The 26,703-nt window shown below is 62.2% G+C and carries 22 protein-coding genes; 12 read left to right on the plus strand and 10 right to left on the minus strand.

The window, feature by feature from the left end; all coding sequences use genetic code 11:
* Position 1 precedes the first annotated feature (1 nt).
* Both ACZ9BE_RS11615 and rclC read right to left on the minus strand, forming a co-directional pair.
* Positions 2-229: a DUF2790 domain-containing protein gene (locus ACZ9BE_RS11615; RefSeq protein WP_130901253.1), complete on the minus strand. Its 228-nt coding sequence runs from the start codon at positions 227-229 to the stop codon at positions 2-4.
* A 30-nt stretch (positions 230-259) separates the two neighbouring features.
* On the minus strand, positions 260-835 hold the full coding sequence (gene rclC, locus ACZ9BE_RS11620) for a reactive chlorine resistance membrane protein RclC (RefSeq protein WP_476249436.1): 576 nt from the start codon (positions 833-835) through the stop codon (positions 260-262).
* 125 nt (positions 836-960) lie between these two features.
* Between rclC and ACZ9BE_RS11625 the strand changes: the two genes are divergently transcribed.
* The gene (locus ACZ9BE_RS11625; RefSeq protein WP_476249437.1) at positions 961-1,866 is read left to right on the plus strand and encodes an AraC family transcriptional regulator; all 906 of its coding nucleotides are present in this window, start codon (positions 961-963) and stop codon (positions 1,864-1,866) included.
* Between the two features lie 155 nt (positions 1,867-2,021).
* Positions 2,022-2,798 carry an alpha/beta fold hydrolase gene (locus tag ACZ9BE_RS11630; RefSeq protein WP_243243178.1) on the plus strand — a complete coding sequence of 259 codons (777 nt, stop codon included), beginning with the start codon at positions 2,022-2,024 and terminating at the stop codon, positions 2,796-2,798.
* Positions 2,799-2,825: 27 nt separating this feature from the next.
* Here ACZ9BE_RS11630 and ACZ9BE_RS11635 read toward each other — a convergent pair whose 3' ends face one another.
* Positions 2,826-3,746, minus strand: coding sequence for a LysR family transcriptional regulator (locus tag ACZ9BE_RS11635; RefSeq protein WP_476249438.1), 921 nt, complete (start codon positions 3,744-3,746; stop codon positions 2,826-2,828).
* Between the two features lie 370 nt (positions 3,747-4,116).
* Entirely contained in the window at positions 4,117-4,746 is a 630-nt protein-coding gene (locus ACZ9BE_RS11640) for a glutathione S-transferase family protein (protein WP_056786106.1), read from the minus strand.
* A gap of 285 nt (positions 4,747-5,031) precedes the next feature.
* Here ACZ9BE_RS11640 and ACZ9BE_RS11645 point away from each other — a divergent pair, with 285 nt between their 5' ends.
* On the plus strand, positions 5,032-7,083 hold the full coding sequence (locus ACZ9BE_RS11645) for a 2Fe-2S iron-sulfur cluster-binding protein (protein WP_476249439.1): 2,052 nt from the start codon (positions 5,032-5,034) through the stop codon (positions 7,081-7,083).
* 18 nt (positions 7,084-7,101) lie between these two features.
* Positions 7,102-7,314, plus strand: coding sequence for a hypothetical protein (locus ACZ9BE_RS11650; protein WP_041480326.1), 213 nt, complete (start codon positions 7,102-7,104; stop codon positions 7,312-7,314).
* Here ACZ9BE_RS11650 and gabP read toward each other — a convergent pair.
* Both gabP and ACZ9BE_RS11660 read right to left on the minus strand, forming a co-directional pair.
* The gene (gabP, locus tag ACZ9BE_RS11655) at positions 7,311-8,717 is read right to left on the minus strand and encodes a GABA permease (RefSeq protein WP_476249440.1); all 1,407 of its coding nucleotides are present in this window, start codon (positions 8,715-8,717) and stop codon (positions 7,311-7,313) included. The genes ACZ9BE_RS11650 and gabP overlap by 4 nt on opposite strands.
* A 235-nt stretch (positions 8,718-8,952) precedes the next feature.
* Positions 8,953-11,079 carry a TonB-dependent siderophore receptor gene (locus ACZ9BE_RS11660; protein ID WP_476249441.1) on the minus strand — a complete coding sequence of 709 codons (2,127 nt, stop codon included), beginning with the start codon at positions 11,077-11,079 and terminating at the stop codon, positions 8,953-8,955.
* Positions 11,080-11,345: 266 nt separating this feature from the next.
* Between ACZ9BE_RS11660 and paoC the strand changes: the two genes are divergently transcribed.
* Entirely contained in the window at positions 11,346-13,556 is a 2,211-nt protein-coding gene (paoC, locus tag ACZ9BE_RS11665) for an aldehyde oxidoreductase molybdenum-binding subunit PaoC (RefSeq protein WP_476249442.1), read from the plus strand.
* Positions 13,557-13,581: 25 nt separating this feature from the next.
* A complete protein-coding gene (locus ACZ9BE_RS11670) occupies positions 13,582-13,914 on the plus strand; it encodes a hypothetical protein (RefSeq protein ID WP_476249443.1) in 333 nt (110 codons plus the stop codon).
* Between the two features lie 149 nt (positions 13,915-14,063).
* Here ACZ9BE_RS11670 and ACZ9BE_RS11675 read toward each other — a convergent pair whose 3' ends face one another.
* The gene (locus ACZ9BE_RS11675; protein ID WP_056786121.1) at positions 14,064-14,648 is read right to left on the minus strand and encodes a TetR/AcrR family transcriptional regulator; all 585 of its coding nucleotides are present in this window, start codon (positions 14,646-14,648) and stop codon (positions 14,064-14,066) included.
* Between the two features lie 212 nt (positions 14,649-14,860).
* Between ACZ9BE_RS11675 and ACZ9BE_RS11680 the strand changes: the two genes are divergently transcribed.
* From ACZ9BE_RS11680 to ACZ9BE_RS11690, 3 genes are all read left to right on the plus strand, one after another.
* Positions 14,861-15,538: a type 1 glutamine amidotransferase domain-containing protein gene (locus tag ACZ9BE_RS11680; RefSeq protein ID WP_476249444.1), complete on the plus strand. Its 678-nt coding sequence runs from the start codon at positions 14,861-14,863 to the stop codon at positions 15,536-15,538.
* Positions 15,539-15,640: 102 nt separating this feature from the next.
* On the plus strand, positions 15,641-16,762 hold the full coding sequence (locus tag ACZ9BE_RS11685) for an alkene reductase (RefSeq protein WP_476249445.1): 1,122 nt from the start codon (positions 15,641-15,643) through the stop codon (positions 16,760-16,762).
* A gap of 195 nt (positions 16,763-16,957) precedes the next feature.
* A complete protein-coding gene (locus tag ACZ9BE_RS11690) occupies positions 16,958-18,496 on the plus strand; it encodes a cryptochrome/photolyase family protein (protein ID WP_476249446.1) in 1,539 nt (512 codons plus the stop codon).
* 6 nt (positions 18,497-18,502) lie between these two features.
* On the opposite strand, the gene ACZ9BE_RS11695 is transcribed toward ACZ9BE_RS11690, so the two are convergent.
* The 3 genes from ACZ9BE_RS11695 to ACZ9BE_RS11705 all read right to left on the minus strand — a co-directional run bounded on the left by ACZ9BE_RS11695 (position 18,503) and on the right by ACZ9BE_RS11705 (position 22,344).
* The gene (locus ACZ9BE_RS11695; RefSeq protein WP_256809843.1) at positions 18,503-20,005 is read right to left on the minus strand and encodes a sensor domain-containing diguanylate cyclase; all 1,503 of its coding nucleotides are present in this window, start codon (positions 20,003-20,005) and stop codon (positions 18,503-18,505) included.
* Positions 20,006-20,135: 130 nt separating this feature from the next.
* Positions 20,136-21,050: a LysR family transcriptional regulator gene (locus ACZ9BE_RS11700; RefSeq protein WP_460067780.1), complete on the minus strand. Its 915-nt coding sequence runs from the start codon at positions 21,048-21,050 to the stop codon at positions 20,136-20,138.
* 94 nt (positions 21,051-21,144) lie between these two features.
* Positions 21,145-22,344 (minus strand): MFS transporter, encoded by a 1,200-nt coding sequence (locus tag ACZ9BE_RS11705; protein ID WP_476249447.1) that lies wholly within the window; start codon positions 22,342-22,344, stop codon positions 21,145-21,147.
* A gap of 298 nt (positions 22,345-22,642) precedes the next feature.
* On the opposite strand from ACZ9BE_RS11705, the gene ACZ9BE_RS11710 reads away from it, so the two are divergent.
* Genes ACZ9BE_RS11710 through ACZ9BE_RS11720 form a run of 3 tightly spaced genes read left to right on the plus strand, consistent with a single transcriptional unit; the run spans position 22,643 to position 26,612 of the window.
* Positions 22,643-23,911, plus strand: a complete 1,269-nt coding sequence (locus ACZ9BE_RS11710; RefSeq protein ID WP_476249448.1) for a c-type cytochrome — start codon at positions 22,643-22,645, stop codon at positions 23,909-23,911.
* Complete coding sequence (locus ACZ9BE_RS11715) at positions 23,908-24,381, plus strand: (2Fe-2S)-binding protein (protein ID WP_476249449.1); 474 nt, start codon at positions 23,908-23,910, stop codon at positions 24,379-24,381. Before ACZ9BE_RS11710 ends, ACZ9BE_RS11715 begins: the two co-directional genes overlap by 4 nt.
* On the plus strand, positions 24,378-26,612 hold the full coding sequence (locus ACZ9BE_RS11720; protein WP_476249450.1) for a xanthine dehydrogenase family protein molybdopterin-binding subunit: 2,235 nt from the start codon (positions 24,378-24,380) through the stop codon (positions 26,610-26,612). Before ACZ9BE_RS11715 ends, ACZ9BE_RS11720 begins: the two co-directional genes overlap by 4 nt.
* The last annotated feature ends 91 nt before the right edge of the window (positions 26,613-26,703 follow it).

Consider the following 26,703-nt stretch of genomic DNA (forward strand, 5'->3'; position numbering starts at 1 on the left):
GCTAATCGCCACCGCAGCCATCGCCTAAAACGCTGTAAGTGGCGACATGCCGCTGACCGTGGCTGTCTTCATAAACGACCTCCACCGGAACAATTCCGCAGGCGGCGCTGGTGTCGGTGATGCTGATGGTTTTGGCGATATCCAGCGGCACGCCAGTCTGTGCAGGTTCGGTGGCAGCGAACACGTTGCCGGCGAGGATGGCCAGGGTCAAAGCAATAAACGTTTTCATCGTGTGATCTCTCTATAAAGGGGAAGGAATTCAGGCCTGACGTTCAGTCAGCAATTGGCGCGCGGAATCGGCCATGACCGGCAGCGCTCCGGCGAGCATCAGGACGTCCTTGAGCACCAGGCGTCCGGCACCGGACAGATAGGGAAAGCCATGCTGACCATCGCCCAGCGCAGCGACCCAGGCTTCAGGCGTGGTAACCAGAAAGCTCAGGGTCACCAGCGGCGTAACGAACGCCAGCGCGCCACCGAGCAGGCCGGTGCGGCGGGAAAGCGGGTTGGACAGGACCAGCAGACCGATGAGAATTTCCACCACGCCAAGCCCGGTGGAAAAGCCGTAGGTGTTGTTCGCGGTCTGCCAGGCGCGCTTGTCGGCGTTCAGCTCGCCCTCATGGGTCAGGTGCGCCTTGTATTCCTGCGGGTGCTCGTAGAAGAACGACATCACCGGGCTGTTGGCGACGAAGGGCGTGATGCTGTCGGCTTCGTACGGGACGAATTTCAGCGCGCCGATCCACAGGAACACGATGGCGATGGCCACGCGCATCAGCGGGATACCGAGGCGATCGAGTTTGCCGAGCTGTTGTAGTCCGGCGTTGATTGAGGTGAACATGCGACGTCTCCAGATCAATGAAAGTGGAGTCAGTCTGCGGTGCTATCGAATCGCGCTTTTGTCGGTCATGCTCAACGTCTTGCTCAATCGTCTCAACTTTGGGGATTCCTTCGTGATGGGTGCCAATGAACTCGCTCGATAAGCTCATCAGCCTGGCCAACGTGCGCGGCAGTCTTGATCTGCGCTGCCAGTTCCAGGGCGACTGGGCGCGCGATCATCAACAGGAAGCCTTGGGCAAGGCGCCCTATCACGTCGTGCTCAAAGGTGAGTGCCGGGTAGAACTGGCCAGCGGACAACGCCTGGCGATGCGCGCCGGCGATATTCTGTTGTTGCCACGGGGCACGCCGCATGTGCTGCACAGCGGCGGTAAAGATGTAGCGCCAATGCTGCCAACGCTGATTCCCGGCGGGGTGTTGCCGATCTATCGGCTGGGTGGCGCGAGCGCCGATCTGGACATGCTTTGCGGTGGCTTTCATTACAACCGCGCATCGATGCTGTTCGCCGCCCTCCCCGATTACCTGTTGATTGCCAACGATGGCCTGCCGGTCGATCAGCCGCTGACCGCCCTGATTGCGCTGTTGCGCAGCGAAGCCGACAGCGAACAGCCGGGTGCACGGTTCCTCCTCGACTCACTGTCCCAAGCCTTGTTCACCTTGATTCTGCGGGCGCACCTGGCCCGTGCGGAGCAGGACAAAAGCACCCTGGCGCTGCTCGGCGACCAGCGCCTGGGCCGCACCTGTCAGGCGATACTGGCCGACCCGGCGCACGAATGGACCATCGAAGCCATGGCCGACACCGCGAACATGTCCCGCGCGACGTTCATGCGCACCTTCGCCCGGGTCGCTGGCGTGTCGCCGTGGGTGCTGCTGACTCAATTGCGCATGGAGCTGGCGTTCAGTCTGCTCAGCCATTCGCATCTGGGCCTGAATGACATTGCCGTGCAGGTCGGCTACCAGTCGCAAGCTGCATTCAGCAAGAAATTCAAGGAAATCTACGGCGAGGCCCCGGGCAAAGTCCGCCGCGCGATCTGATTGAATGGATCGTTTTGTATCAGCGTGTAGCATTTGCCGACACAGATACATACGCATGCGAAGTTCGGCCGTGCGCACACACAACTGACACATTTAGCGCGCTAAATACCACTGTCGCTTCCATTTCTACCTTAATCAATCGACAGGACATCACGATGAACAAAGTCTTCGCTACCCTCGCCCTTACCGCCGCCATGTTTGGTGCCACTGCCGCCTTCGCCGCCCCCGTTAAACCGACCGTGGTACTGGTGCACGGCGCCTTTGCCGATTCGAGCAGCTGGAACGGCGTGGTCAAGATTCTCGAGAAGGATGGCTATCCGGTGATCGCCGCCGCGAACCCGCTGCGCTCGGTCAAGGGTGATGCGCAATCGGTGGCGGATGTGCTGGCCAGCGTGAAAACCCCGGTGGTACTGGTCGGCCACTCCTACGGTGGCCCGGTGATCAGTGAAGCCGCTTACGGCAATGCCAATGTCAAAGCGCTGGTGTACGTCGCAGCTTTTGCACCGGAAAAGGGTGAAACCGCCGCTGAGCTGTCCGGGCGTTTCCCTGGCAGCACCCTTGGCCCGACCCTGTCGGCCCCGGTTGAGCTGGCCGATGGTGGCAAGGATTTGTACATCCAGCAGGACAAATTCCACGATCAGTTCGCTGCCGATGTGTCTCAGGCAGATGCGAAGTTGATGGCCGCCACGCAACGCCCGGTGACCGTCGCCGCGCTCAACGAAGCCGCCACCGAGCCTGCATGGAAAACCGTGCCGTCGTACTTCGTCTACGGTGACCAGGACAAGAACATCCCGGCGCAAGCCTTGGCGTTCATGGCCGAGCGCGCGCACTCCAAGCAGACCGTCGTGGTCAAAGGCGCTTCGCACGTGGTGATGGTGTCCAACCCGAAAGCCGTTGCCAGCCTGATCGAAACCGCTGCGGCCGGGAAGTGATCAAGCGCTGAGTTGAACCTTGAAGCCTTAGCCGTGAACCCTGTTCACGGCTTTCAGCGCTGGGTGGTGTTGCAGCCGCTCGCTGAGGAAATCGACAAACGTGCGCACCTTCGCCGGTACGCGCGGATGTTTCAGATAGACCAGTTGCACCGGTAACGCCGGCGGCTCAAAGGCCTCCAGCACCAATTCCAGTTCACCGGCCGCGACCTGGCTGGCGACTTGATAGGACAGCACCCGGGTAATGCCCCAACCGGAGCTGGCGATGTTGATCGCCGCCTGATTCGCTGTGACCACCAGACGCGGCTCGAAGCGAAAACTCAACGGGCCATCGGCATGGGCGAATTGCCAATCGCTGAGCAAATGACTGGCGGACGACATGACGATATTGGCGCAGCTCAGCTCGTTCGGATGTTGCGGTCGGCCATAGCGGGCGAAGTAATCGGGGGTGCCGCAGATCACCTGACGGACCTCGCCGACCTTGATTGCATGCTGATTGTTCTCGTGCAAATGGCCGATGCGCACGGCGACATCGATACCCTCTTCCGCCATATTCACCACGCGATCAACCAGCAAAGCCTTCAGATGCACCGAAGGAAACGCATCGACGTATTGCGCCAGCAACGGCGCGATGAACAACTCGCCAAACAATACCGACGCGGTCACGCTCAAGTGCCCGCACGGCACCCGGTAACTGCCGGCGGCCGCCTCTTCGGCTTCGTCGACGTCGCACAGAATTCTTCGGCAATCGTCCAGATAACGATGCCCGGCTTCGGTCAGGTGCAGGCTGCGCGTGGTGCGCGACAACAGACGCGTGCCGATGCGTTGTTCCAGCGCGGCAATGGCGCGGGTGACGCTGGGGGGCGAGGTGTTCAAACGCCGGGCCGCCGCCGCAAAGCCACCCTCCTCGGCCACGGCCAGGAACATGCGCATTTCCTGAAAACGATCCATAGCTGGGGACCTGTAAAAAACCTCGAAAACACAGTGAAATCATGTGGGAGCGAGCCTGCTCGCGAAAGCTTTCCGTCAGTCAACATCACCGTTGCATGACACACCGCTTTCGCGAGCAGGCTCGCTCCCACAGGGTTTGGTGTACACAGTTAAATTTGGGCAATGCTTCAACTCCCGCCAGTACGCCCGCACATTCGGATATTCCTCCAGCGAGACAGTGTCTTCCAATGCATGGATGGGACAGCTGACGCCAAACCCGTGGGAGCGAGCCTGCTCGCGAAGGCATTCTGTCAGTCAACATCACCGTTGAATGACCCACCGCTATCGCGGGCAAGCCTGCTCCCACAAGGTTTTTTGGCGTGTGCTGATATCAAGCGCTTTGCAGGCCCACCGCTGTGCGCTGCATGCCGACGAATTTCGGCAGCGCCTCGACCCGTTCCAGCCACGCCCGCACATTCGGATATTCGTCCAGCGAGACATTGCCTTCCGGTGCGTGGGCGACGTAAGTGTAGGCGGCCACATCGGCAACGGTTGCCTTGTCGCCGGCAAGGAATGCGCTGTTGGCCAACTCGTCTTCCATCACCTGCAACAACGCATGGGAACGCTTGATCGCATCAGCCGCGTCGTAACCGGCGCCGAATACCGTGATCAAGCGCGCAGTGGCCGGGCCGGAGCTGATCTGCCCGGCGGCCACCGATAACCAGCGTTGCACCTTGGCTTGCTCGACCGGATCGCTCGGCAGCCACTGGCCGTTGCCGTATTTGCTCGCCAGATAAACCAGAATGCCGTTGGAATCCGCGAGCACCGTGCCGTTGTCATCAATCACCGGCACCTGGCCGAAACGGTTGAGGGCGAGGAATTCAGGGGTTTTGTGTGCGCCCTTCATCAGGTCGACGAACACCAGTTCGGTCGGAACATTCAGCAGGGACAGCATCAACTCGACGCGATGCGAGTGGCCGGACAACGGATGGCGGTACAGTTTGACGGCTGACTGGGACATGACGTGCTCCTGGATTATTTGAGGTCGACCCGCTGATCGTGTCGATGGGTCTCATCCTGCTCCCCTGCCGCAAATCGCGGAATCCTCAGCAAATACAATCGAGCATTTCAGCCAGTGAAATAATCATTCTCGTCCTTAGGCGCGCGTAGGGATCATTTCACCGCGTGAAACAGTGGATTGCAGTTTCTGGCCATTCCCTCGCAACCGGCCGAGGGCGAACATGAGCCCACTTGAGCTTCAGCCCCTGGCGGCTCACCGGCCCGTTTGCACCCGAGGAGAATCGAAATGGACACAGCGTCGAAACCGCAGCCCTCGCCCTGGCATGAAGGTGAGCTGACCCTGCAACGTGCCGTCGGCGCGGTAGAAATGATGGTCGGTGTCGGCCAGCGGCAATTGGCCCGCGACTGGATGCCGGATCAGCACCGCGAGTTCTACGCGCAACTGCCCTTCGTCGTGCTCGGCTCCGTTGATGGCCAGGGCGACCCGTGGGCGACGCTGCGCACCGGTCAACCGGGGTTCATGGATTCGCCGTCACCACAGGTTCTGAAGATCAAACTTGACGCCCAGCCCAATGACCCGGCCAATCAAGGCCTGCAGCCCGGCGACGCGATCGGCATGCTCGGCATCGAGCTGCACACCCGTCGGCGCAATCGCATGAACGGCAATATCAGCCGCCGCGAGGACGACAGCCTCGAGATCAGCGTGACCCAGGCTTACGGCAACTGCCCGCGCTACATCAACCTGCGCCACTACGCGTTCGTCGACGAAACCACCGACACCGCGCTCGACCTGCCTGTCAGCGAACCCTTGGTGCGCGACATGATCACCGCCGCCGATTCGTTCTACGTGGCCACTTACGTGGTGCGCGACGGTGAGCGGCAAGTCGATGTGTCCCATCGCGGCGGCAAATCCGGTTTCGTCCATATTGACGAGGACGGCACCCTGACCATCCCGGATTTCTCCGGCAATCTGTTCTTCAACACCTTGGGCAACATCCTGCTCAACCCGCGCGCCGGGCTGACCTTCATCGATTTTGAAAGCGGCGATCTGTTGCAGATGACCGGTAGCGCGGAAGTGCTGCTCGATGATCCGCAAATCGCCGCGTTCCAGGGTGCCGAACGTCTGTGGCGCTTCAGGCCGCAGCGCATCGTTTACCGTCAGGCCGCGCTGCCGCTGCGCTGGGCCGAGCAGCCGCAAGGCGATTCGCCCAATTCGCAAATGACCGGCAGCTGGGAACAGACCCGCGAGCGTTTGCAGGCCGAGGCGCTGCGCAATCAATGGCGCGCGCTGCACGTCACGCGGGTGGTCGATGAGAGTCCGCAGATCCGTTCTTTTTACCTGCAAGCCAACGACGGCTTCGGCCTGCCGCGCTTCGAACCCGGCCAGCACTTGCCGATCAAGGTCTTGCTCGACGGCCAGGATGCCGCGTCGATCCGCACCTACAGCGTGTCCAGCGCGCCGTCGGACGAGTTTCTGCGTATCAGCGTCAAACGCGATGGCTCGGTGTCTTCGCATCTGCATGATCGGGTTCAGGCACTGGATTTGATCGAAGCCCGCGCGCCGCAAGGCGATTTCACCGTCGACGCCACCGAACGCCGGCCACTGGTGCTGTTGGCCGCAGGGGTTGGGGTGACGCCGTTGCTGTCGATGCTGCGCGAGGTGGTCTATCAGGGCAAACGCATCAGCCGCATGCGCCCGACCTGGGTCGTGCAAAGCAGTCGCACCGTCGAGGATCTGGCCTTTCGCGAAGAAATCGACGCCTTGGCTGCGCGCGCCGGTGACAAGGTCAAGGTTCTGCGCGTGGTCAGCCAGCCGCCGCTGGACGCGACAGCGCAGGGTTACGATCACGCCGGGCGCATCGACATCGCCTTGCTGAAAAGCCTGCTGCCGCTGGATGACTACGATTTCTACCTGTGCGGCCCGGGCAGTTTTACCCAGGCGCTGTACGACGGCCTGCGCAAAATGCGCATCCCGGACGATCGCATCCACGCCGAAACCTTCGGCCCGTCGACGCTGATCCGCGATGTCGAAATCAGCACCCCGGCGCCGCCGCAAGTACCGGTCGCCGAAGAACCGGTCAAGGTGTTGTTTGCCACGTCCGGCAAGGAAGCACGCTGGGAACCGGGCAGCGGCACCTTGCTCGAACTGGCCGAGGCGCGTGGCTTGAATCCGGAGTTCAGCTGTCGCGGCGGGTCCTGCGGCACCTGCAAAACCCGCCTTACCAGCGGCCAGGTGCATTACCTCACCCCGCCGGCCATGCGCCTGGCGGACGACGAAGTGCTGATCTGCTGCGCCGCCCCGGCGCAGGGCAGCGACACCCTGGTGCTGGATGTTTGAATTTTGAGGAGGTGTGCCATGAAGCCGTTTGCCGAAACCAGCGTCGTTTGGCCGCAAGAGAAAACCGGACTGTCCGCCAGCGAATGCGAACGCAGTTTTTTGCTGCCGCAACTGATGGGCTCGCTCGCCGGTGAAACCTGCGCGTTGACGGGCTCATTCAATCAACGTGAGCATCTGCCTTCGAGCCCGAACGGCTGGTTTTCCCGTGGGCTCAAGGCGTTGTTTGCTTAGGCTTTGCTAACAGCCGCCACCCTGCCCGCCGGCCCGTGCTGGCGGCTGGTGATCAATCCGACGAAGGAAATCAGCAGCGCCAAGCCAATGGTCGAGGTCACTTCCAAGCGGTGTTCAGGGGTGATCATCATCACCGCCAAAGCCGCGCAGATGAAGGCGATGACCAGCCAGGTGAGCCAGGGAAACAGCCACATGCGCAGGGTCATTTCGACCTTTTCCCGTTCCAGTCGGCGGCGCATGCGCAACTGCGAAATGGCGATCACCAGATACACCAGCAAGGCAATCGCGCCGGAGCTGGCGAGCAGGAACTGGAACAGCCCGGCCGGCATGAAATAGCTGAGCAAGGTAACGCCCGCACCAATCACCGTGCTGGCAATGACCGCCGCGCGTGGCACGCCGGCCGCCGAAGTCACCTTCAATGCCGGCGGCGCATCGCCGCGTCGGCCCAGCGAATAGAGCATGCGCGAGGAAATGTAGATCGAGGAGTTCATGCAACTGGCCACCGCGATCAACACGACCACGTCGACGAGGAATTTGGCGTTGGGGATGTTCATCAGTTCCAGTGCGCGCTGGTAGGAACCGACCGAGGCAAGTTGCGGGTCATTCCACGGCACCACGGAAATCACCACGAAGATCGACAGCAGATAGAAAATGCCGATGCGCCAGATCACCGAACGGGTGGCCTTGGCGATGTTCTGCGCCGGATTGTTCGATTCCGCAGCGGCAATGGTCACCGCTTCGGTGCCGATGAAACTGAACATGATGGTGATGAACGCGCCGACCACCGCCGACATGCCGTTCGGCGCAAAGCCGCCGTGCTCGGCCATCAGCGTGCTCAAGCCACTCGCTTCGCGCTCGGGAATCCAGCCCATCAGCACCGCAAAACCCAGGCCGATGAAACCGATGATCGCGATGACCTTGGCCATGGCGAACCAGAATTCGAACTCACCGTATTTCGACACGCTGAACAGGTTGGTGATCACCAGCAGCACGATCGACAGCAAGGCGAACAACCAGGCATCGACCTGGGGAAACCACTGATTGAGCACGTGACCGGCGGCCAGTGCTTCGATGGGAATCACCAGCACCCAGAACCACCAATACAGCCAGCCGATGGTGAACCCGGCCCAGCGGCCAATGGCTTGATCGGCGTAGGTGGAAAACGAGCCGGTGTCGGGATGCGCCACGGCCATTTCACCGAGCATGCGCATCACCAGCACGACCAGCAGACCGGAGAACAGATAAGCGAGCAGCACCGCAGGTCCTGCGGCGGCGATGGCGTGGCCTGAGCCAACGAAAAGTCCTGCGCCGATGATGCCGGCAATGGAAAGCATGGTGACGTGACGCGGTTTGAAACCTTGCGCCAACTGACCGTTGGAGTCCTTGGGGTTCAGGCTGTTCATGGGTTCTTATTGTTCTCATGATCGACGTTTGGGCCACTGACTGTGCGTCAGGCGATCATCATTTCCTTGAGTCGACTCAGGCGAAAGCAGCGACGCAGACGCTTTGCCGACGAAATGATGCTTCACCTTACGTGGCCCGACCGCCGCGCAACTAGCCTGAGTGCGGCATGCCGATGTCTGATTTCGACATGCCACTCTCAGGCCACTATGGGTCGGCGGCAACCGCTGCGGCAATTTACAGCGTGTAGGAAATCCCTACCTGCACGGTTCGCGGCGCGCCCGGGTAGGCGTAAACGTTGCCGAAGGCGCCTTCTTCGTAGTCGCGATCGAAGATGTTTTTCACATCGAGGTTGAGCCGCACTTTGTCGTTGACCTTGTAGAAGCTCAGCAGGTCGACCACGGTGTAACTGCCCATGGAAAACGCGGTGTTGGCGGTCTGCCCGGCGCGCTCGTCGACGTATTTCAGGCCGGTGCCAAGGCCAAGACCTTTGAGCGCGCCGTCCTGAAACTCGTACATGTTGAGCAGGCTGAAGCTGTTCTTCGGGATGTTCAGCAGTCGGGTGCCGGAGCGCAGCGTGTTGTCCTTGGTCACCTCGGCGTCGACGTAGGCGTAACCGCCGACCACTCGCCACTCAGGGGTGAGGTTGCCGGTGACGTTGACGTCGAAACCACGGCTGCGCACTTCGCCGGCGGCGACGCTGAAGGTCGAATCCACCGGGTCGGTGGTCAGCACGTTGCGTTTTTCGATCTGGTAGATCGCCGCGTCGACGCTCAACTGCTGATCCAGCGCTTCCCACTTCACGCCCATCTCGTAGGACTTGCCTTTCTCCGGGGCGAAACCGCCGCCTTCGCGGCTGGCGCCGGTGTTGGGCTTGAACGAGCGCGCGGTGTTGGCGTAGACCGCCAGGGTATCGGTCAAATCGTAGATGACGCCGATACGCGGGGTGACGGCGTTGTCGCTGGCCTGCCAGCTCTTGCCGCCGGGCACGTAGGTTTCGTAATCGTGCTCGAAGCGCTCGAAACGCGCGCCGGCCAGGACTTTGAGCTTGTCGGTCAGGGCGACCTGATCCTGCACGAACGCGGCGTAGGTCTTGAGGTTTTCTTTGTCGTGGGTCGGCGTGCGGGTCAGCGCCGGGCGTGGCTGGCCGTAAACCGGATTGAAGATGTCGATCGGGTAGGCACTGACCGCGCCGCTGGAGCGCTGGATGATCGACTTGTAGTCGTAATCTTCGTACTCGATGCCGGTGAGCAAGGTGTGCTGCAGACCGCCAGTGTCGAAATGCCCGGTGAGGTTGAGCTGGGTGTCCTTGTCGGTCCATTCCAGCTTGCGGTAGTTGAAGTTGCGCCCCAGCGTGCGGCCGTCAGCGGCAATGCCGTTGGCCTCGATCGCATTGCCCTTGAGCGAGCCGTCGAGCCACTGGAAACCACCGCCGAGGGTCCAGTCATCGTTGAGCATGTGCTCGAAACGCAACTGCGCCATGTTGTTGTCGTTGTGCAGCTTGCCGACGTCCTTCTCGCCAAAGAAGGTATCGCGCGAGGCGGTGCCGATCTGCGCCGGGTAGCGCGTGACGCCACGATCGAGCGGCGCGTTGTTGCGCATGAAGTCGCCTTCGAAAATCAGCTTGGTCGCATCGGTGGCCTGCCAGGTCAGCACCGGCGTGATGCCGTAGCGCTCGTTCTCGACATGATCGCGGAAGGTGTCACCGCCCTCGCCCACCACATTCAAGCGATAGGCCAGACGCCCTTCTTCGTCGAGTGGCCCGGAAGCGTCGAGGGTGCCGCGCTTCATGCCTTGGTCGTTCAACTGGCTGCCTAACGTAACGGTGCGCTCGGGCAACGGCTGTTTCGACACCACGTTGAAGGTACCGCCTGGGTCGCCACGGCCATAGAGCATGGTCGCCGGGCCGCGCAGCACTTCCAGACGCTCGATGGTGTTGGCGTCGGGCATGTTCGGGTAGCCACGGTTAATCGGGAAACCGTTGCGGTAGAACTCACCGGTGGTGAAACCGCGCACGGTGAAGGTGGTCAGGCCCTGCCCGCCGAAATTGTTCGCCCGACCGACGCCACCGGCGTAATCCAGCGCATCCTGCAAACGCGTGGCGCCGAGGTCTTCGACGGCGTCCTTGGTGACCACGCTGATTGACTGCGGGGTTTCATGAATCGAAGTGTCGGTGCGCGTGGCGCTGGCCGAACGCGTCGCGCGGTAGCCCTGCACCGGGCCGTCTGCCCGTTCGTAATCCGCTGTGCCGACTACGTCGGTGGCTTCCAGCTCAAGCGTTGAAGAAGTCGGTTCGGCTGACTCAGCCCACGAGGAAGAAGACAACGCCTGCAGCACACAAATGGAAAGCAGAGTTCGACGCATGAGGTAAAAACCTTTACGAATAGGCCAGAACGAAGGGCAAAACCGCCAGTGAAAACGTCGCGCATGGTATACGGTCGCATTAGTAATTGAAACGTATTCCTATTTGTCACATTGATCTGGATTGGTGAGCGAGATTCATCACTCCATCCTGAATCCGCGCATTATCAGTGGTGCGTCGATGGCCTAGGCTCGTAGAGATCCGACGTCAACCGATGGCTGCGCCGCGCTACGTGTGCGTCGCCAGCCTGTCTGGAAGGAATTTGCAGATGAAATTCGACACCCCGGCCGGCTCCAATCCGATCGACCAGCTGAAGGTGATCGGCCAACCTGCCGACCGCATCGACGGCAAGCTGAAAACCACCGGCACCGCCCCCTACGCCTACGAGCAAAACGCAGCGGTGCCGGACGCCGCCTACGGCTATATCGTCGGCGCCGGGATCGGCAAGGGGCGTATCGCCTCGATTGATTCGACGCAAGCGCGGGAAGCGTCCGGGGTGATTGCCATCGTCACTTACGAAAACGCCGGGGCATTGGCCAAAGGCGAGTTTTACGTAGCCAGGGCCTTGGCCGGGCCGCAGGTCGATCACTATCACCAGGCCGTGGCGATTGTCGTCGCAGACACCTTTGAACAGGCCCGCGCGGCCGCCGGCTTGCTCGACATCCGCTACGTGGCCGAAGCGGGTTCATTCGATCTGGCGGCGGCAAAAGACTCCGCCACTCCACCGCCACCGGCCGGTTTCGGCCCGCCGCCGCAAACCAGCGTCGGTGACTTCGAAGGCGCCTTCAACGCTGCGCCAGTGCAAATCGATCAGCACTACAGCACGCCTGACCAGGCCCACGCGATGATGGAACCGCACGCAACCATTGCCCGTTGGAGTGGCACGCAGTTGACCTTGTGGACATCGATCCAACAGATCAACTGGGGCGTGCGCGATCTGGCGAAAACCCTCGGCATCGCCAAGGAAGATGTGCGCCTGATCTCGCCGTATATCGGCGGTGGTTTCGGCGGTAAGGGCACGATTCTTTGCGACGCTGTGTTGGCATCCCTGGCCGCTCGACATGCCGGGCGACCGGTGAAAGTCGCGCTGCCGCGGCCGCTGATGTTCAACAACCTGACCCATCGTCCGGCGACGATTCAGCGCCTGCGCATCGGTGCCAACCGTGACGGCGTGATCACCGCGATCGGCCACGAGAGCTGGTCGGGCAATCTGCGCGGCGGACGCACCGAAGCGGCTACCGCGTCAACCCGATTGCTTTACGCCGGTGCCAATCGCATGACCCGTTTGAATCTCGCCGTGCTCGATCTCGCCGAGGGTTCGGCGATGCGCGCGCCGGGCGAGGCACCGGGGATGATGGCGCTGGAAATCGCCATGGATGAACTGGCCGAAAAGCTGCAGATGGATCCGCTGCAACTGCGCATCCTCAACGACTCGCAGGTCGATCCGGAGCAACCGGCGCGGCCGTTCTCCAAACGGCAGTTGGTGGAATGCCTGAACACTGGCGCCGAACGCTTTGGCTGGCGTCAGCGCAACCCTCAACCCGCTCAGCGCCGTGAGGATGGCTGGCTGATCGGCATCGGGCTGGCCTCGGCGATTCGCGGCGCACCGACCACCGCTTCGGCGGCACGCGTGCGTCTCGATCGTCAAGGCGTCATCACCGTGGAAACCGACATGACCGACATCGGCACCGGCAGTTACACCATCATCGCCCAGACCGCTGCCGAAATGATGGGCGTGCCGCTGGAGCGTGTCGTGGTGCACTTGGGCGATTCGCGGTTTCCGGAATCGTCGGGCTCCGGCGGCCAGTGGGGCGCCGCCTCCTCCACTGCCGGCGTGTATGCCGCGTGCGTGAAACTGCGTGAGGCCGCCGCTCGCGCCGTCGGGATTGACCCGCAGCAAGCCGAGTTTGTCGATGCACAGATTCGCGCAGGCTCGCAGCAGGTTGGCTTGGCTCAGGCCGCAGCCAATGGCGAGCTGACCGGCGAGGACCGCATGGAATACGGCGATCTGGCCGAACGTTTTGCCCAGCAGACTTTCGGCGCGCATTTCGCCGAGGTCGCGGTCAATGCGGCGACCGGCGAAATTCGCCTGCGTCGGCAACTGGCCGTGTGCGCCGCCGGGCGCATCCTCAACCCGAAAACTGCGCGCAGCCAGATCATCGGCGGCATGACCATGGGCGCCGGCGCGGCATTGATGGAAGAGCTGGCGGTGGATCATCGAATCGGCTTTTTCGTCAATCACGATCTGGCCGGATACGAGGTGCCGGTGCACGCCGACATTCCCCATCAGGAAGTGATCTTTCTCGATGAAGTCGACCCGTATGCCACCCCGCTGAAGGCCAAAGGCGTTGGCGAGTTGGGTATCAGCGGCGCGGCGGCGGCGATCGCCAATGCGATCTATAACGCTTGCGGCGTGCGGGTGCGCGATTATCCGATTACGCTGGATAAACTCATCGGCGAGTTGTCCTACCCGGTCTGAGACTGGATCACGCAGGATATCGCCCATGTACCCCACCACCCCCGATGGCCGCTATTTTGTGGTCAAGCAACAGCTATGGCGTTGCAGCAATCCATCGCTGCCAGCCGCCGAGCGTGAGGCATTTGTAGCCGAACTCATGTCAGCGCGGCGTTCGGTCAAAGAGGCAAAGCGTGCGGAGGATGCACAGGCGTTGAAGTCAGCGAGAGCTCGCGTCAACGAGGCCAAAGTCGCGCTGGGTGAACGCGGGCCGGTGTGGTGGGATGACGGCAGCCCGGACTACAACCGTTTCAAGGTGAGCAATACACCGTATGCGCAGTGGTTTGCCCAACTGCCTGAAGAGGACAGCAGTTCTGCCTGAGTTTTGAATGATCTCCAATCTCACCAATCAACACAGATCTCCTGTGGGAGCGAGCCTGCTCGCGAATGCATTGGGTCAGTTAAAGAAGATGTTGGATGTGCCGCCGCCATCGCGAGCAGGCTTGCTCCCACAGGGATCTGCGGCGAGGCTCAGACTCGCAACAACTGCCGGGTCATCGCCATTGAGGTCTCCAGCGACTGCCCGGTGCGCTGCAGTTTGTTCAGCAGACTCGCGCCGAGCCAGAGCTGATACAGCGTCTCTGCCAACTTCCGCGCATCGCCCTCGGGCAGGCTTTTGTCATTTTGGCCTTGTTCGATGCATTCGGTGATGCGCGCGACGATGCGTTCGGCGCCGTCGCGCAAGGTCAGGCGCATTGATTCGGACAGGTCGGCGACTTCGGCGCTGAGTTTCACCACCAGGCATTCATCGCCGTGGCCTTCGAGGGTGCAGCGGTTCTGCCAGCCCTGCCAGTAATCCATCAAACGCTCGAAAGCAGTCAGCCCCGGCAGCGTCAGGCGGCGCTCCATGTCGGCGAGGTAGTCGACGAAGTAATCCTCGAGCAGCGCCTGGCCATACAACTCCTTGGATTTGAAGTAGTGATAGAACGAGCCTTTGGGCACGCCGGCGGTCTGCAGGATCTCATTGAGGCCGACGCTGGTGAAGCCCTTCTCGGCCATCATCCGGTGGCCGGTGTCGAGCAAGTGTTGGCGGGTGTCGTCAAAGGTCGGCTTCATGGTGCGCAAAATTCCAGACAATAGACCAGTCGTATACTTTTCAGGACCGGGAGTTTGCCATAACCGACGAGCAAAAACATTTTCTGAAAAAATTACTAGACGACTGGTCTAATTGGAACCTATGCTGCGCCCCGAGACACAAATTCATGCGGTGCCGACGCTGAGCGAATTCCTCGCCCTGTGCCGATGCCTGACCAAACCAAGGGTGCTCTATGAAAATCTTGATGGTTCTGACTTCCCACGATCAACTCGGCAACACCGGCAAGAAAACCGGCTTCTGGCTGGAAGAGTTCGCCGCGCCCTACTACGCCTTCAAGGACGCCGGCGCCGACGTCACGCTGGTATCGCCTGCCGGCGGCCAGCCACCGCTCGATCCGAAAAGCGATGAGCCAAGCGCGCAGACTGCCGAAACCGATCGCTTCCGCGCTGATTCGGCTGCACAACAGGCACTCGCCACCACTGGCCGTTTGGCTGACGTGAAGGCCGAAGATTTCGACGCCGTGTTCTACCCAGGCGGCCACGGCCCGTTGTGGGATCTGGCCGAAGACAAGGCCTCGATTGCACTGATCGAAGCCTTCGACCGCGCCAACAAACCTCACGGTTTTGTCTGCCACGCACCCGGCGTGTTGCGTCATGTGGTGCGCGCTGACGGCCAGCCGATCGTCAAAGATCGCGACGTCACCGGTTTCACCAACGCCGAAGAAGCTGCTGTTGGTCTGACTGACGTGGTGCCGTTCCTCATCGAAGACGAATTCCAGCGTCTGGGCGGGCGCTATTCGAAAGTCGCCGATTGGCAGGTGCATGTGGTGGCTGACGGTCAACTGGTCACCGGCCAGAACCCGGCCAGCTCTGCCGCCGTTGCCGAAAAGCTGTTGAAGATGCTCGGCTGAATCCCTCGCTCTACCCCGATCAACGCCGCGTGCGTACCGCCCGGCGTTGTTTTTTTGCCCAGTCACTAGTCGACTGGTCTAATCAGATTCAAGGCTTACTCCATGAAAAACGCTTTCTTCACGCCTGCCAAATTGGGCGCACACACCCTGAAAAACCGCATCGTCCTGCCACCTCTCACCCGCCAGCGCAGCACGCAACCGGGCAATGTCGCCAACGAGTTGATGGCCGAGTATTACCAGCAGCGCGCCGGTGCCGGTTTGCTGGTCACCGAAGGCACGCAGATCGAACCGCGCGGCCAGGGTTATGCGTGGACGCCGGGCATTCACACGCCGGAGCAGATCGCCGGTTGGCGCAAAGTCACAGAGGCGGTGCACGCTGTGGATGGTGTGATCTTCGCCCAGCTCTGGCATGTCGGTCGGGTCTCGCACACGGCGTTGCAGCCTAATGGTGATGCGCCGGTGTCGGCCTCTGCGGTCGCTACGGACCGCGTCAGCGTGTTCATCGAAACCGCGCCAGGCGCCGGTGAACTGGTGCCGCCATCGGCGCCGCGCGCGTTGAGCACCGATGAAGTGCAGGAACTGATTCAGCTGTACATCCAGGCCGCGCGCAACGCGATGGATGCGGGTTTCGACGGCATCGAACTGCACTGCGCCAACGGTTATCTGGTCAACCAGTTCATCTCCGCCCACAGCAACCTGCGCACCGACCAGTACGGCGGCTCACTGGACAATCGCTTGCGCTTCTTGCACGAAGTGGTGGCCGGCGTCGCCGAATGCATCGGCAAGGACAAGGTCGGTGTGCGTTTCGCGCCGTTGTTCACTACAACCGATGAAGCGCGGACGTATCTGGGCCTGGTCGAGGAAGATCCGCACACAACTTACATTGCGGCGATCAAGATTCTTGAAGACGTCGGCATCGCCTACCTGTCGATCGCCGAAGCCGACTGGGACAACGCGCCAGCGATGCCGCAGACCTTTCGCCAGGCCGTGCGCGACACGTTCAGCGGCGCGATCATTTATGCCGGTCGCTACACCGCCAAAACCGGCGTGCAATTGCTTGAGTCGGGGCTGGCCGATCTCGTTGCGTTTGGCCGACCGTTCTTGGCCAACCCGGACCTGCCGGCGCGGATTGCCAATGACTGGCCGTTGAACCAATTGAATCCGGCGACGGTGTATGGCGGTGGTGCCGAGGGTTATATCGATTACCCGACCTACCCCGCCTAAGAACCCAAAACAAGTTCCTGTGGGAGCGAGCCTGCTCGCGAAGGCGGTGGGTCAGTCAGCACTTGTATTGACTGACAGGACGCTTTCGCGAGCAGGCTCGCTCCCACAATAGGATGTCAGTGGCCGCTAAAACCTATACATAACAAACAATCTGTATAACTATTGGAGTTCGAATCGTTCACCGGACTTAGCTCCATGCCCCCTGCCCACCGCTTGCTCCTGATCCTCGGCGACCAGCTGTCTTTCGACCTGGCCTCCCTGCAGCCACTCGATCCCCAGCAAGACCTGCTGCTGATGGTCGAGGTCATGGAGGAAGCGACTCACGTCGCCCATCATCCGCAAAAAATCGCCCTGATCTTCAGCGCCATGCGCCACTTTGCCGAGGCGTTGCGCGATAAAGGCTACCGCGTCCAATACGTCCGCCTCGACGACCCGGATAACAGCGGCTCTATCCCCGGCGAACTGCAGCGCTGGCAAACCCTCACCGGCGCCGAACAGATTCATATCACCGAATGCGGCGACTGGCGCCTTGAGCAGTCAATCAAAGATTCGGGCTTGCCCGTGCACTGGCATTCAGACAGCCGCTTCCTCTGCTCCCGCGAAGAGTTCTCCCATTGGGCCAGCGCCAAGAAACAGCTGCGCATGGAGTTTTTCTACCGCGAGATGCGGCGCAAGAGTCGGCTGCTGCTCAATGGCGACGGCACGCCGGTCGGGGGTGCGTGGAATTTCGATGCGGAGAATCGCAAAGCGCTGCCCAAACGCGCTAAACCGCCCTACCCGGCACGTTTCGCCAATGACGCAATCACCCAAGAGGTGCTGGCGTTGGTCGGCGAGCGCTTTGCCACGCATTACGGCACGCTGGATGACTTCAACTACCCGGTGACCCACGCCGATGCCCTGGCCTTGTGGCAATACTTTCTCGACTATGCGCTGGCCGGCTTCGGTGATTACCAGGACGCCATGGCCAGCGACGAACCGTTCCTGTTTCACGCGCGGATCAGTGCCGCGCTGAACATCGGCCTACTCGATTTGCGCCAGCTGTGCAGCGATGTCGAGGCGGCCTACTGGTCGGGGAGCATCGGCCTCAACGCTGCCGAAGGCTTCATTCGGCAACTGATCGGCTGGCGCGAATACGTGCGCGGTGTGTACTGGCTGAAGATGCCGGATTACGCCGAGGGCAATGTGTTTGGCAACACGCGCCCGCTGCCGGAGTTCTACTGGACCGGGCAGACACAGATGAACTGCATGCGCCAGGCCATCGGCCAAAGCCTGCAACATGCCTACGCCCACCACATCCAGCGGCTGATGGTCACCGGCAACTTTGCCTTGCTCGCCGGGATTGCGCCGAAGGAAATCTGTGAATGGTATCTGGCGATCTACATGGACGCCTTCGACTGGGTCGAACTGCCCAACACCCTGGGCATGGTCATGCATGCCGACGGCGGTTATCTCGGCTCCAAGCCTTACTGTGCCAGCGGCCAGTACATCAATCGGATGTCGGATTACTGCGGCGACTGCGCCTACAAGGTCAAGGAAAGCAGCGCGGACGATGCCTGCCCGTTTAACGCGCTGTACTGGCATTTCCTCATGCGCCACGGCGATATCCTGCGTGGCAATCAGCGCATGGGCATGATGTACAAGAACCTCGACCGCATGCCGCTGGCCAAGCAGGATGCGCTGTGGCAACGCGGGCAGATGCTGTTGGCGAAACTGGATAGCGGCGAAGCTTTCTAGTGCGCCTCAGGCCTGCCCGGCCATCCCGTTGCGCCCCGCCGCTTTGGCGCGGTACAGCGCCTGATCGGCGGTCTGGATCAACGCCGGCAGCGAATCCAGCTGAGCGCCCGTCCCTACCGCCATACCGATACTCACCGTGATCCGAGCAAACGGACTGCCCGGGTGGGCGATGTTCGCCTGCTGCAAACGCTCGAGCATCAGTTGCGCCACCACCGTCGCACCGGCGCTGTCGGTGGCCGGCATGATCACCGCCATTTCCTCGCCACCGTAGCGCGCGACCAGATCCGAGGGGCGGCGCACGCAGCCTTCAAGAATCTTGCTGACCGCTTGCAGGCAGGCATCGCCGGCGACGTGGCCCAAGGCATCGTTGAACAATTTGAAATGATCAATATCAATCATCAGCAAGGCCAGCGAAGTCCCGTCACGCTGCGCGCGCCGCGCTTCCACCGTCAGGGTTTCATCGAAACAGCGGCGGTTGGCCAGGCCGGTCAGCGCGTCCTTCAGCGCCAGTAATTCCAGCTGGCGATTGGACGCGAGCAATTGCTGCTGGGCATCGCGCAAGGCTTCTTCGGCCTCGGTGCGGCGGCGGATATCAAGGATCAGGAACCAGCCGATCAACCCGGTCAGCCCCAGCAGCCCGATCACCACCACCGCCGACAGCGCCGCTTCGATGCGCCACGCCGCCAGCGCTTCGTCCTTGCCCAGAGCCACGGTGGTGATCAGCGGCAGCGTTTCGCTTTTGCGGAACGCGTACAGCCGCTCGACACCGTCGAGGCTGGAGGTGTAGGAGGCAGTGCCGACCGAGCGGTCAACGAGGTATTTGGCGTAGATCGGCGATTTGGAGAAGTTGCGGCCCATGTCCTGCTCACGGAACGGGTAACGCACCAGCAGAGTGCCATCGGTGTACGACAGGCCGATCGCGCCGTCCTGGCCAACGTCGAGTTTGCCGAACACTCGCAGAAAGTTTTCCACCCCCAGCGTCACTGCTACAACGCCAGCGAACTGGCCACCGGCGTCATTGAAGCGCCGACTGATGGTCACCACCCATTCATGATTGGCACGGCTCTGGATCGGCGGGCCAATGAACGGCTCGCGGCTCCGGTTTTCACGGTGGTGAATGAAATAGGCGCGGTCGCTGCTGTTGGCGCCCTCCGGAATCGGCCGATTGGAGGACATCAGCCAATGCCCGTTCCGGTCATAGATGATGATGCCGCTGAGCTGTGGCATCAGCGGCTGCTGGCGGTCGATCAGGCTCTGGATGCGCTGAATCTGCGCCGGGCCGTTGCCCTCGGTTTCCAGACGCTCGACCAGCCCGAGCAAGAGCAGCGAGCTTTGCCGGACGATGCCTTCGGTGTAGGTGTTGAGCGCCTGGGTCAGGTTCAGGCCATGCACGTCGACCTCGGCCAGCGCACGCTCGCGCGAAGACCAGACTTTCCAGATCGTCAGCGAAGTCAGGGAACAGCCAATCACCAGCAGCAGGAGCATTACAAGGCGAGTATCACGCTTCACGTCAGTACCTTAAGGAAGTCCGGGATCCATTCCAGCCATCATTCGAACGTCGGCACTCACGGCGGCCACGTGTTCCGGGGCGCAAGCATACAAGCAGTGTGCAGCGGCTGCAGCAACAGAGTGTGCAGCGCTAAGCGGCAGGTGCGGCGGGTTTGAGGATTTCCACGAGAAAATCGATGAACACGTTGATCCGGCTCGAACCACGGTGGTTGGGCAAGTACAGCGCGTTGATGCAACTGCTGGCACTGCCGGGATTGACCTCGTAGTGCTCAAGCAAGCGCGTCAGGCGCCCGGCGGCGACGTCGTCGCGCACCAGCCAGTCGGCCAGCAGCGCCACCCCGCCATCGCCAATCGCCGCTTCGCGCAGAATGTCGGCGTTATTGCTCTGCAGTCGGCCCGCAACGTTGAGCTGAATCGGCTCTTCGTCGCCCTGAAAGGTCCAGTGGTGATGGCTGCCGCCGTAATCGAAACGCAGGCATTGGTGCTCTAGCAGATCCCGCGGATGTTCGAGCACGGCGCTGCGCGCCAGATAATCCGGGCTGGCGACAATCCAACGCTGAAACTGCCCGACGCGTTTGCTGACGATGTCTTCGCTGACCACCGTCGAGCCGAGCCGCACTGAAACGTCGATCTGCTCGCTGAGCAGATCGCTGACCTGATCGCTCAACGACAGGCTGATCTCCAGCCCCGGATGACGTTCGAGCAAGCGGCTCAGGTGCGGCGCGATCAGCCGGCGGCCAAACTCCACCGGCACGCTGATGCGCAAGCGACCCTGGGCATCACTGCCACGATCAGCGACCACCGCATCGGCTTCGTCGATGGCATCGAGAATCGCCACGGCCTTCTCGAAATAGGTTTGACCGGCGACGGTCACGCTGGTGTTGCGCGTGGTGCGATTGAGCAGACTGGCGCCCAACTCGTTTTCCAGCCCCGCCACTTGCCGTGTCACCGAAGACGTCGAAATCCCAAGCTTGCGCGCCGCCGAGGAATAGCCCCCGCAGCGCACGGTTTCAACAAACATCTTCAAGGCCAGCAACTTGTCCATAAGCGGGATCCGGTGGTGAGGGAACGCCGCTGATTGTGCATCAGTGCTCGCCACACGTCTTGTATCGTCGTGCTTGCCGGGCCTCATCGCGCCCTCAGCCATCAGCCTTGCGGCTCAGGAACAACGCCAGCGCCAACGCCGGCAACACCGCTACGGCGACGGCCGAGAGGTTCCAGCCGAAGTGTTCGTACAGCGGGCTGGCGACCAGTGAACCGAGGGCGCCGCCGACGAAGATGCTGGTCATGTACACCGCATTCAGGCGTGCGCGGCTGTGCGGGTCGAGGGCGTAGACCTCGCGCTGGCCGAGGACCATGTTCAACTGCACGGCAAAATCCAGCAGCACCGCACACACCACCAGCCACACGTAACGACTGCCCGGCAACGCGGCGATCAACAGTGACAGCGGCGCCAGCAGCAACGCCACCAAGGTACCGCGACGACCGTGCCCGGCATCGGCAAGACGCCCGGCAATCGGCGCAGCAATCGCACCCACCGCGCCGACCAACGCAAAGATCGCCACCTGCGCCTGGCTGAAACCGTGGTGACGCATCAGCTCAATCGGCGCGAGAGTCCAGAACAGGCTGAAACTGGCGAACAGCAAACCCTGATACAGCGAACGCTGGCGCAACACAGGAAAGCGTCGGGCCAAGGCAAACACCGAACCGATCAACGCGACATAGGTGGCTTTGTGCGTCGGCATCCGGCGCGGCAATGCCACAGCGGTAATCAGCGCGATTACCGCCATCAGTGCCGCCGCGCTGTAAAACACCCCGCGCCAGCCGAACACTTCAACCAACAGGCTCGACAGCGGCCGCGACAGCAGAATCCCCAGCAGCAAGCCGCTCATGATATTGCCGACCACGCGGCCCCGGCTGGCTTCCGGCGCCAAATGCGCAGCCAACGGCACGAGAATCTGCACCGCTACCGAGGTCAGGCCGATCAGCAAAGAGAGCAGCAGAAACAGCGACGGCGAATGGGTCAGGCCAGCGCACAGCAACGTCACGCTGGCGGCGAGGGTGAAACCGACTACCAGACGGCGGTTTTCCATCAGGTCGGCCAGCGGCACCAGCAGCAACAAGCCCAGCGCGTATCCGAACTGCGTCAGCGACACGATCAGGCTGGCATTGGCGCTGGACAGGCCGATCTGCGGCGCGATCAGTTCGACGATGGGTTGTGCGTAATACAGGTTGGCGACGACCGCGCCGCAGCAAAATGCCAGAAACGCGACCATCAGGCCGGAGAGTGAAGCAGGCTGTTCGGCGGGGGCCGCAACGGCAGGGTTGCCCGTAAGCATGGTGACACCTCGTTGAGTTCGGGAAAGTTGTGCCAAGGCTACGGTGAGCCGGCGGGGGCGAGAATCCGTGCCACTGGCAACGCACTGATGCGCGGCGCGCAACGTTGCTTGTGGCGCAACGCGCTGTTGCGCGGGCCGGTGATTCTCCGCTGCAAGGGTCTTCTCTACGCTTTGGCCCTGGCGCAGACGTCCGCATCGGCGCCCTTCCCCCGGCTGCTACAAGGAGCGTTCCGATGACCCGTACTTCACCCGTCCTGCCACTGTCCGCCGCGTTTTTCTGCCGACCATGAACAGCCATTTGCTCAAATCCAGAACCCTGTGGATCAGCGTCGGCGTGCTCGTGGTGATCGGTCTGATCGTCGCCGTCGCGCTGATGTGGCGCCCGGCGATCGCGCCAATCAAACGCCCGACGTCATTCGATACTGCGCAGTTGCAACGCGGCGCACGAGTGGTCGAGGCCGGTGACTGCGCGGTGTGCCATACCCGCCCCGGCGGCGAATACCTGGCCGGCGGGCTGCCGCTGGTGACGCCGTTCGGCACGCTGTACAGCACCAACATCACCCCGGATGCGCAGACCGGCATCGGCGAATGGTCACTGCCGGCCTTCGAGCGGGCGATGCGCGAAGGCATTGCCCGCGACGGCCACTTTCTCTACCCGGCCTTTCCCTACGTGCACTACCGACGCATGAGTGCAGCAGACATCGCCGACGCTTACGCCTACTTGATGAGCGGCCCCGCCGTACATGCGCCCGCCAAGCAGAACCAGATGAATTTCCCGATGAACATCCGCCCGCTGGTGTCGTTCTGGAACCTGCTGTTTCTGCATGGCGAGCCACTGACGCCGCTGGCCGAACACAGCGCGACATGGAATCGCGGACGCTATCTGGTCGACGGCCCGGGCCACTGCGCCGGCTGCCATTCGCCGCTGAACCTGATTGGCGCGGAGAAATCCTCGGAGTATCTGCAGGGCGGCAGCGTCGATGGCTGGGAAGCGCCGGCCCTGGTCGGCCTCGGGCAGCGCGCCAATCCGTGGAGTCGCGAGCAATTGGTCGGCTACCTGCGCGCCGACGTGGTCAATGGCCACGGCACGCCCGCCGGCCCGATGCGCCCGGTCAGCCTGAGTCTGGCGCGCTTGCCGGCCAGCGGAGCCGAGGCGATTGCCGACTACCTGCTGAGCCTGCAAAACCCGCACGCGGTGAGCGAAACCACCGCGCAAAGGTCGCCGAGCAGTCCAGCGGATCACAGCAGCGGCGCCCTGCTCTTCAGCAGCGCCTGTGCCGGATGTCACGCACCCGCCGCGCCGATGCGCGAAATCGACGGCCGCCCCGGCCTGCAAGGCACTTCGGCGCTGCAAGCGGCCAGCCCGCGCAACTTTCTCAAGACCGTGCTTGAAGGCGTGCCCGCCATTCCCGGCGCGCCCGGCCCGGTGATGCCGCCGTTCGCCGCCAGCCTCGACAACGCCCAGCTCGGCGCCCTCGCCGCGTATCTGCGCGAGCAAGCCAGACCCGATCAGCCATGGGCCGACCTTTCTTCCACTATTGAAGCGTTACGTCAGGAGACGAAATGAGCCAGATCACTCTCACCGTCAATGGAGCCGCCCAACCGTTGGAGCTGGAGCCGGACATGCCGCTGCTGTATGCGCTGCGCAACCACTTGAACCTCAACGGCGCCAAGTACGGCTGTGGCCTGGGCCAGTGCGGCGCGTGCACGGTGATCGTCGACGACCAGCCGGTGTTCGCCTGCCTCACACCCTGCGCAGGCCTTGAGGGGAAAAAGATCCGCACCGTGGAGAGCCTCGGCAGCGCAGAAAAACCCGGCCCGTTGCAAACGGCATTCATCGACAAGCAAGCGGCGCAATGCGGTTACTGCATTGCCGGCATGCTGATGCGCGCGCAGGCGTTGCTCGAACGTGATCCGCACCCGGACGAACAAACCATCCGCGAACACATGGCCGGCAATCTGTGCCGTTGCGGCACGCACTTGCGCATTATCGAGGCGATCAAACAGGTGGCCGGGCATAGCGGGAGCCTGACATGAGCGAAGCAAACGGCTTGAACCCCAGCCGCCGGGCCTTCCTGCGTGGCGGCGCACTGCTGATGGCCTTCACCCTGATGCCGGTAGCGCGGCGTGTCTTGGCCGACACCGAAGTCGACACCCTCGGCACCGTAGTGCTGGCCCCCGACCTGCCCGGCAGCCTGCGCACCAACCCTTACCTGGACGCGTGGATTCGCATCGGCGCCGACGGCATCACCGTGTACACCGGCAAAGTCGAACTGGGCACTGGAGTGAAAACCGCTTTGCTGCAAATCGCTGCCGAGCGTTTGCAGGTGCCGGCCAGCGCCGTCAACTTGCTCACCGCCGACACCGCGCTGACGCCCAACGAAGGCTACACCGCCGGCAGCCACAGCATTTTCGACAGCGGCACCGCGCTGTACAACGCCGCCGCGCAAGTGCGCGAAATGCTCGTCGAGGCCGCCGCGCGCAGCTGGCAAGTCGACGCTGCGCAACTGAGCACTCGCGACGGAATCATCGAAGGGCCGACTGGTCAGCGCATGGCTTATGCCGACGCGGTCAAGCATGTCGATGTGCACCAATACGCCAAGGCGCAATCACCGACGATGGCGGCGGCCGACTTCAAACTGATCGGCCACAACCTGCCGCGCCTGGACATTCCGGCCAAGGTCAGCGGCGGCGCGGCATTCGTGCAGGACATGCGCCTGCCGGGCATGCTGCACGCGCGTGTCATCCGCCCGCCGCGTCCCGGCTGCACGCTTCAGGCGTTCGATACGGCATCGATTGAAGCGCTCAGCGGCGTGGTCAAAGTGATCCGCGACGGCAACTATCTGGCGGTGGTCGCTCGTGATGAGTGGCAAGCGATCAAGGCCATGCGCAGCGGCATGGAAAGTGCCAAGTGGAGCGGCGGCGAGGCGATTCCCGAAGCCGCCGGGATTCACGATTTGCTCAAGCAATTGCCCTCCAAGCGCTATCCGATCAGCAACACCGACAATCCCGGCGGCGCGACCGAAACGCGCTTCAAGGCGCGGGTCACCAAGCAGTATTTGATGCACGGCTCTATCGGCCCGTCCTGTGCGGTGGCCTGGTTTAACGATGGCGTGCTCACGGTGTGGACCCACACCCAGGGCGTCTATCCACTGCGCGCCGGTATCGCCGAAATGCTGCGTCTGCCGCCGGAGCGTGTGCGCTGCATTCATACCGAAGGCTCGGGTTGCTACGGCCACAACGGCGCCGATGATGCCGCCGCCGATGCCGCGCTGATCGCGATGCGCCTGCCGGGCACGCCGGTGCGCGTGCAATGGATGCGCGAGCAGGAAAATCTCTGGGAGCCGTACAGTTCGGCGATGGTCACCGAAGTCGATGCCGGCCTCAGTCAGGGCCGTTTGCAGGACTGGAACTACGAGCTGTGGACCACGCCGCACAACGAACGCATCGTCAATGCCGGGCGTTTGCTGCCGGCACGTCTATTGGCCAGCCCCTTCGCCTCGGCGCCGTCGGTGCCAATCGCTCAGCCCGAAGGTGACGGTGATCGCAACGCGGTGCCGCTGTATGAACTGGGCGCGACGCGGATCAACATGAATTTCGTCACCACCATGCCGTTCCGCACTTCGGCCATGCGCTCGCTGGGTGCGCACATCAACATCTTCGCCATTGAGGCGGGTATCGATGAGTTGGCGATCAAGGCTGGCCTTGATCCGGTGGCGTTGCGTCTGGCGCATCTGCGCGACCCGCGTGCCCGTGCCGTGATCGAGCGCGTGCGTGATGAAATCGGCTGGCCACACAAGAGCAACGAGCCCGGCGCGGGGATCGGTTTCGCCTTCGCCCGCTACAAAAACATCATGGGTTACTGCGCCCTCGCGGTGAAACTGCGGGTGCATCCGCAGACCGGCGAAATTCGCGTCGATCATGTGGTCACGGCGGTCGACGTCGGCCAGATCGTCAGCCCCGATGGCCTGCGCAATCAGGTCGAGGGCGGCATTGTCCAGTCGGCCAGCTGGACGCTCTACGAACAAGTCGCCTACGACGCCGGCGGCATTCGCAGCTACGACTGGAGCGGTTATCCGATTCTGCGTTTCACCCAATTGCCAAAAAAAGTCGACGTGCATTTGCTCGATCAACCGGGCGAACCCTTCCTCGGTGCTGCCGAAATCGTCCAAGGGCCGATGGCTGCTGCGCTCGGCAACGCGGTCAGCAATGCCACCGGTCGGCGCTGGCTGAACCTGCCGCTGACCCGCTCGACCCAACCCGCCTGAACCGCGCCCGCGTTCATCACCGATGAGCGCGGGTGCCGTTGCGTTGCGCGCAAAACTGCGTAGCGCCGGCCACGGATTATCAGCCCCGCCA

This window comes from Pseudomonas sp. TE9122, from assembly GCF_056278925.1.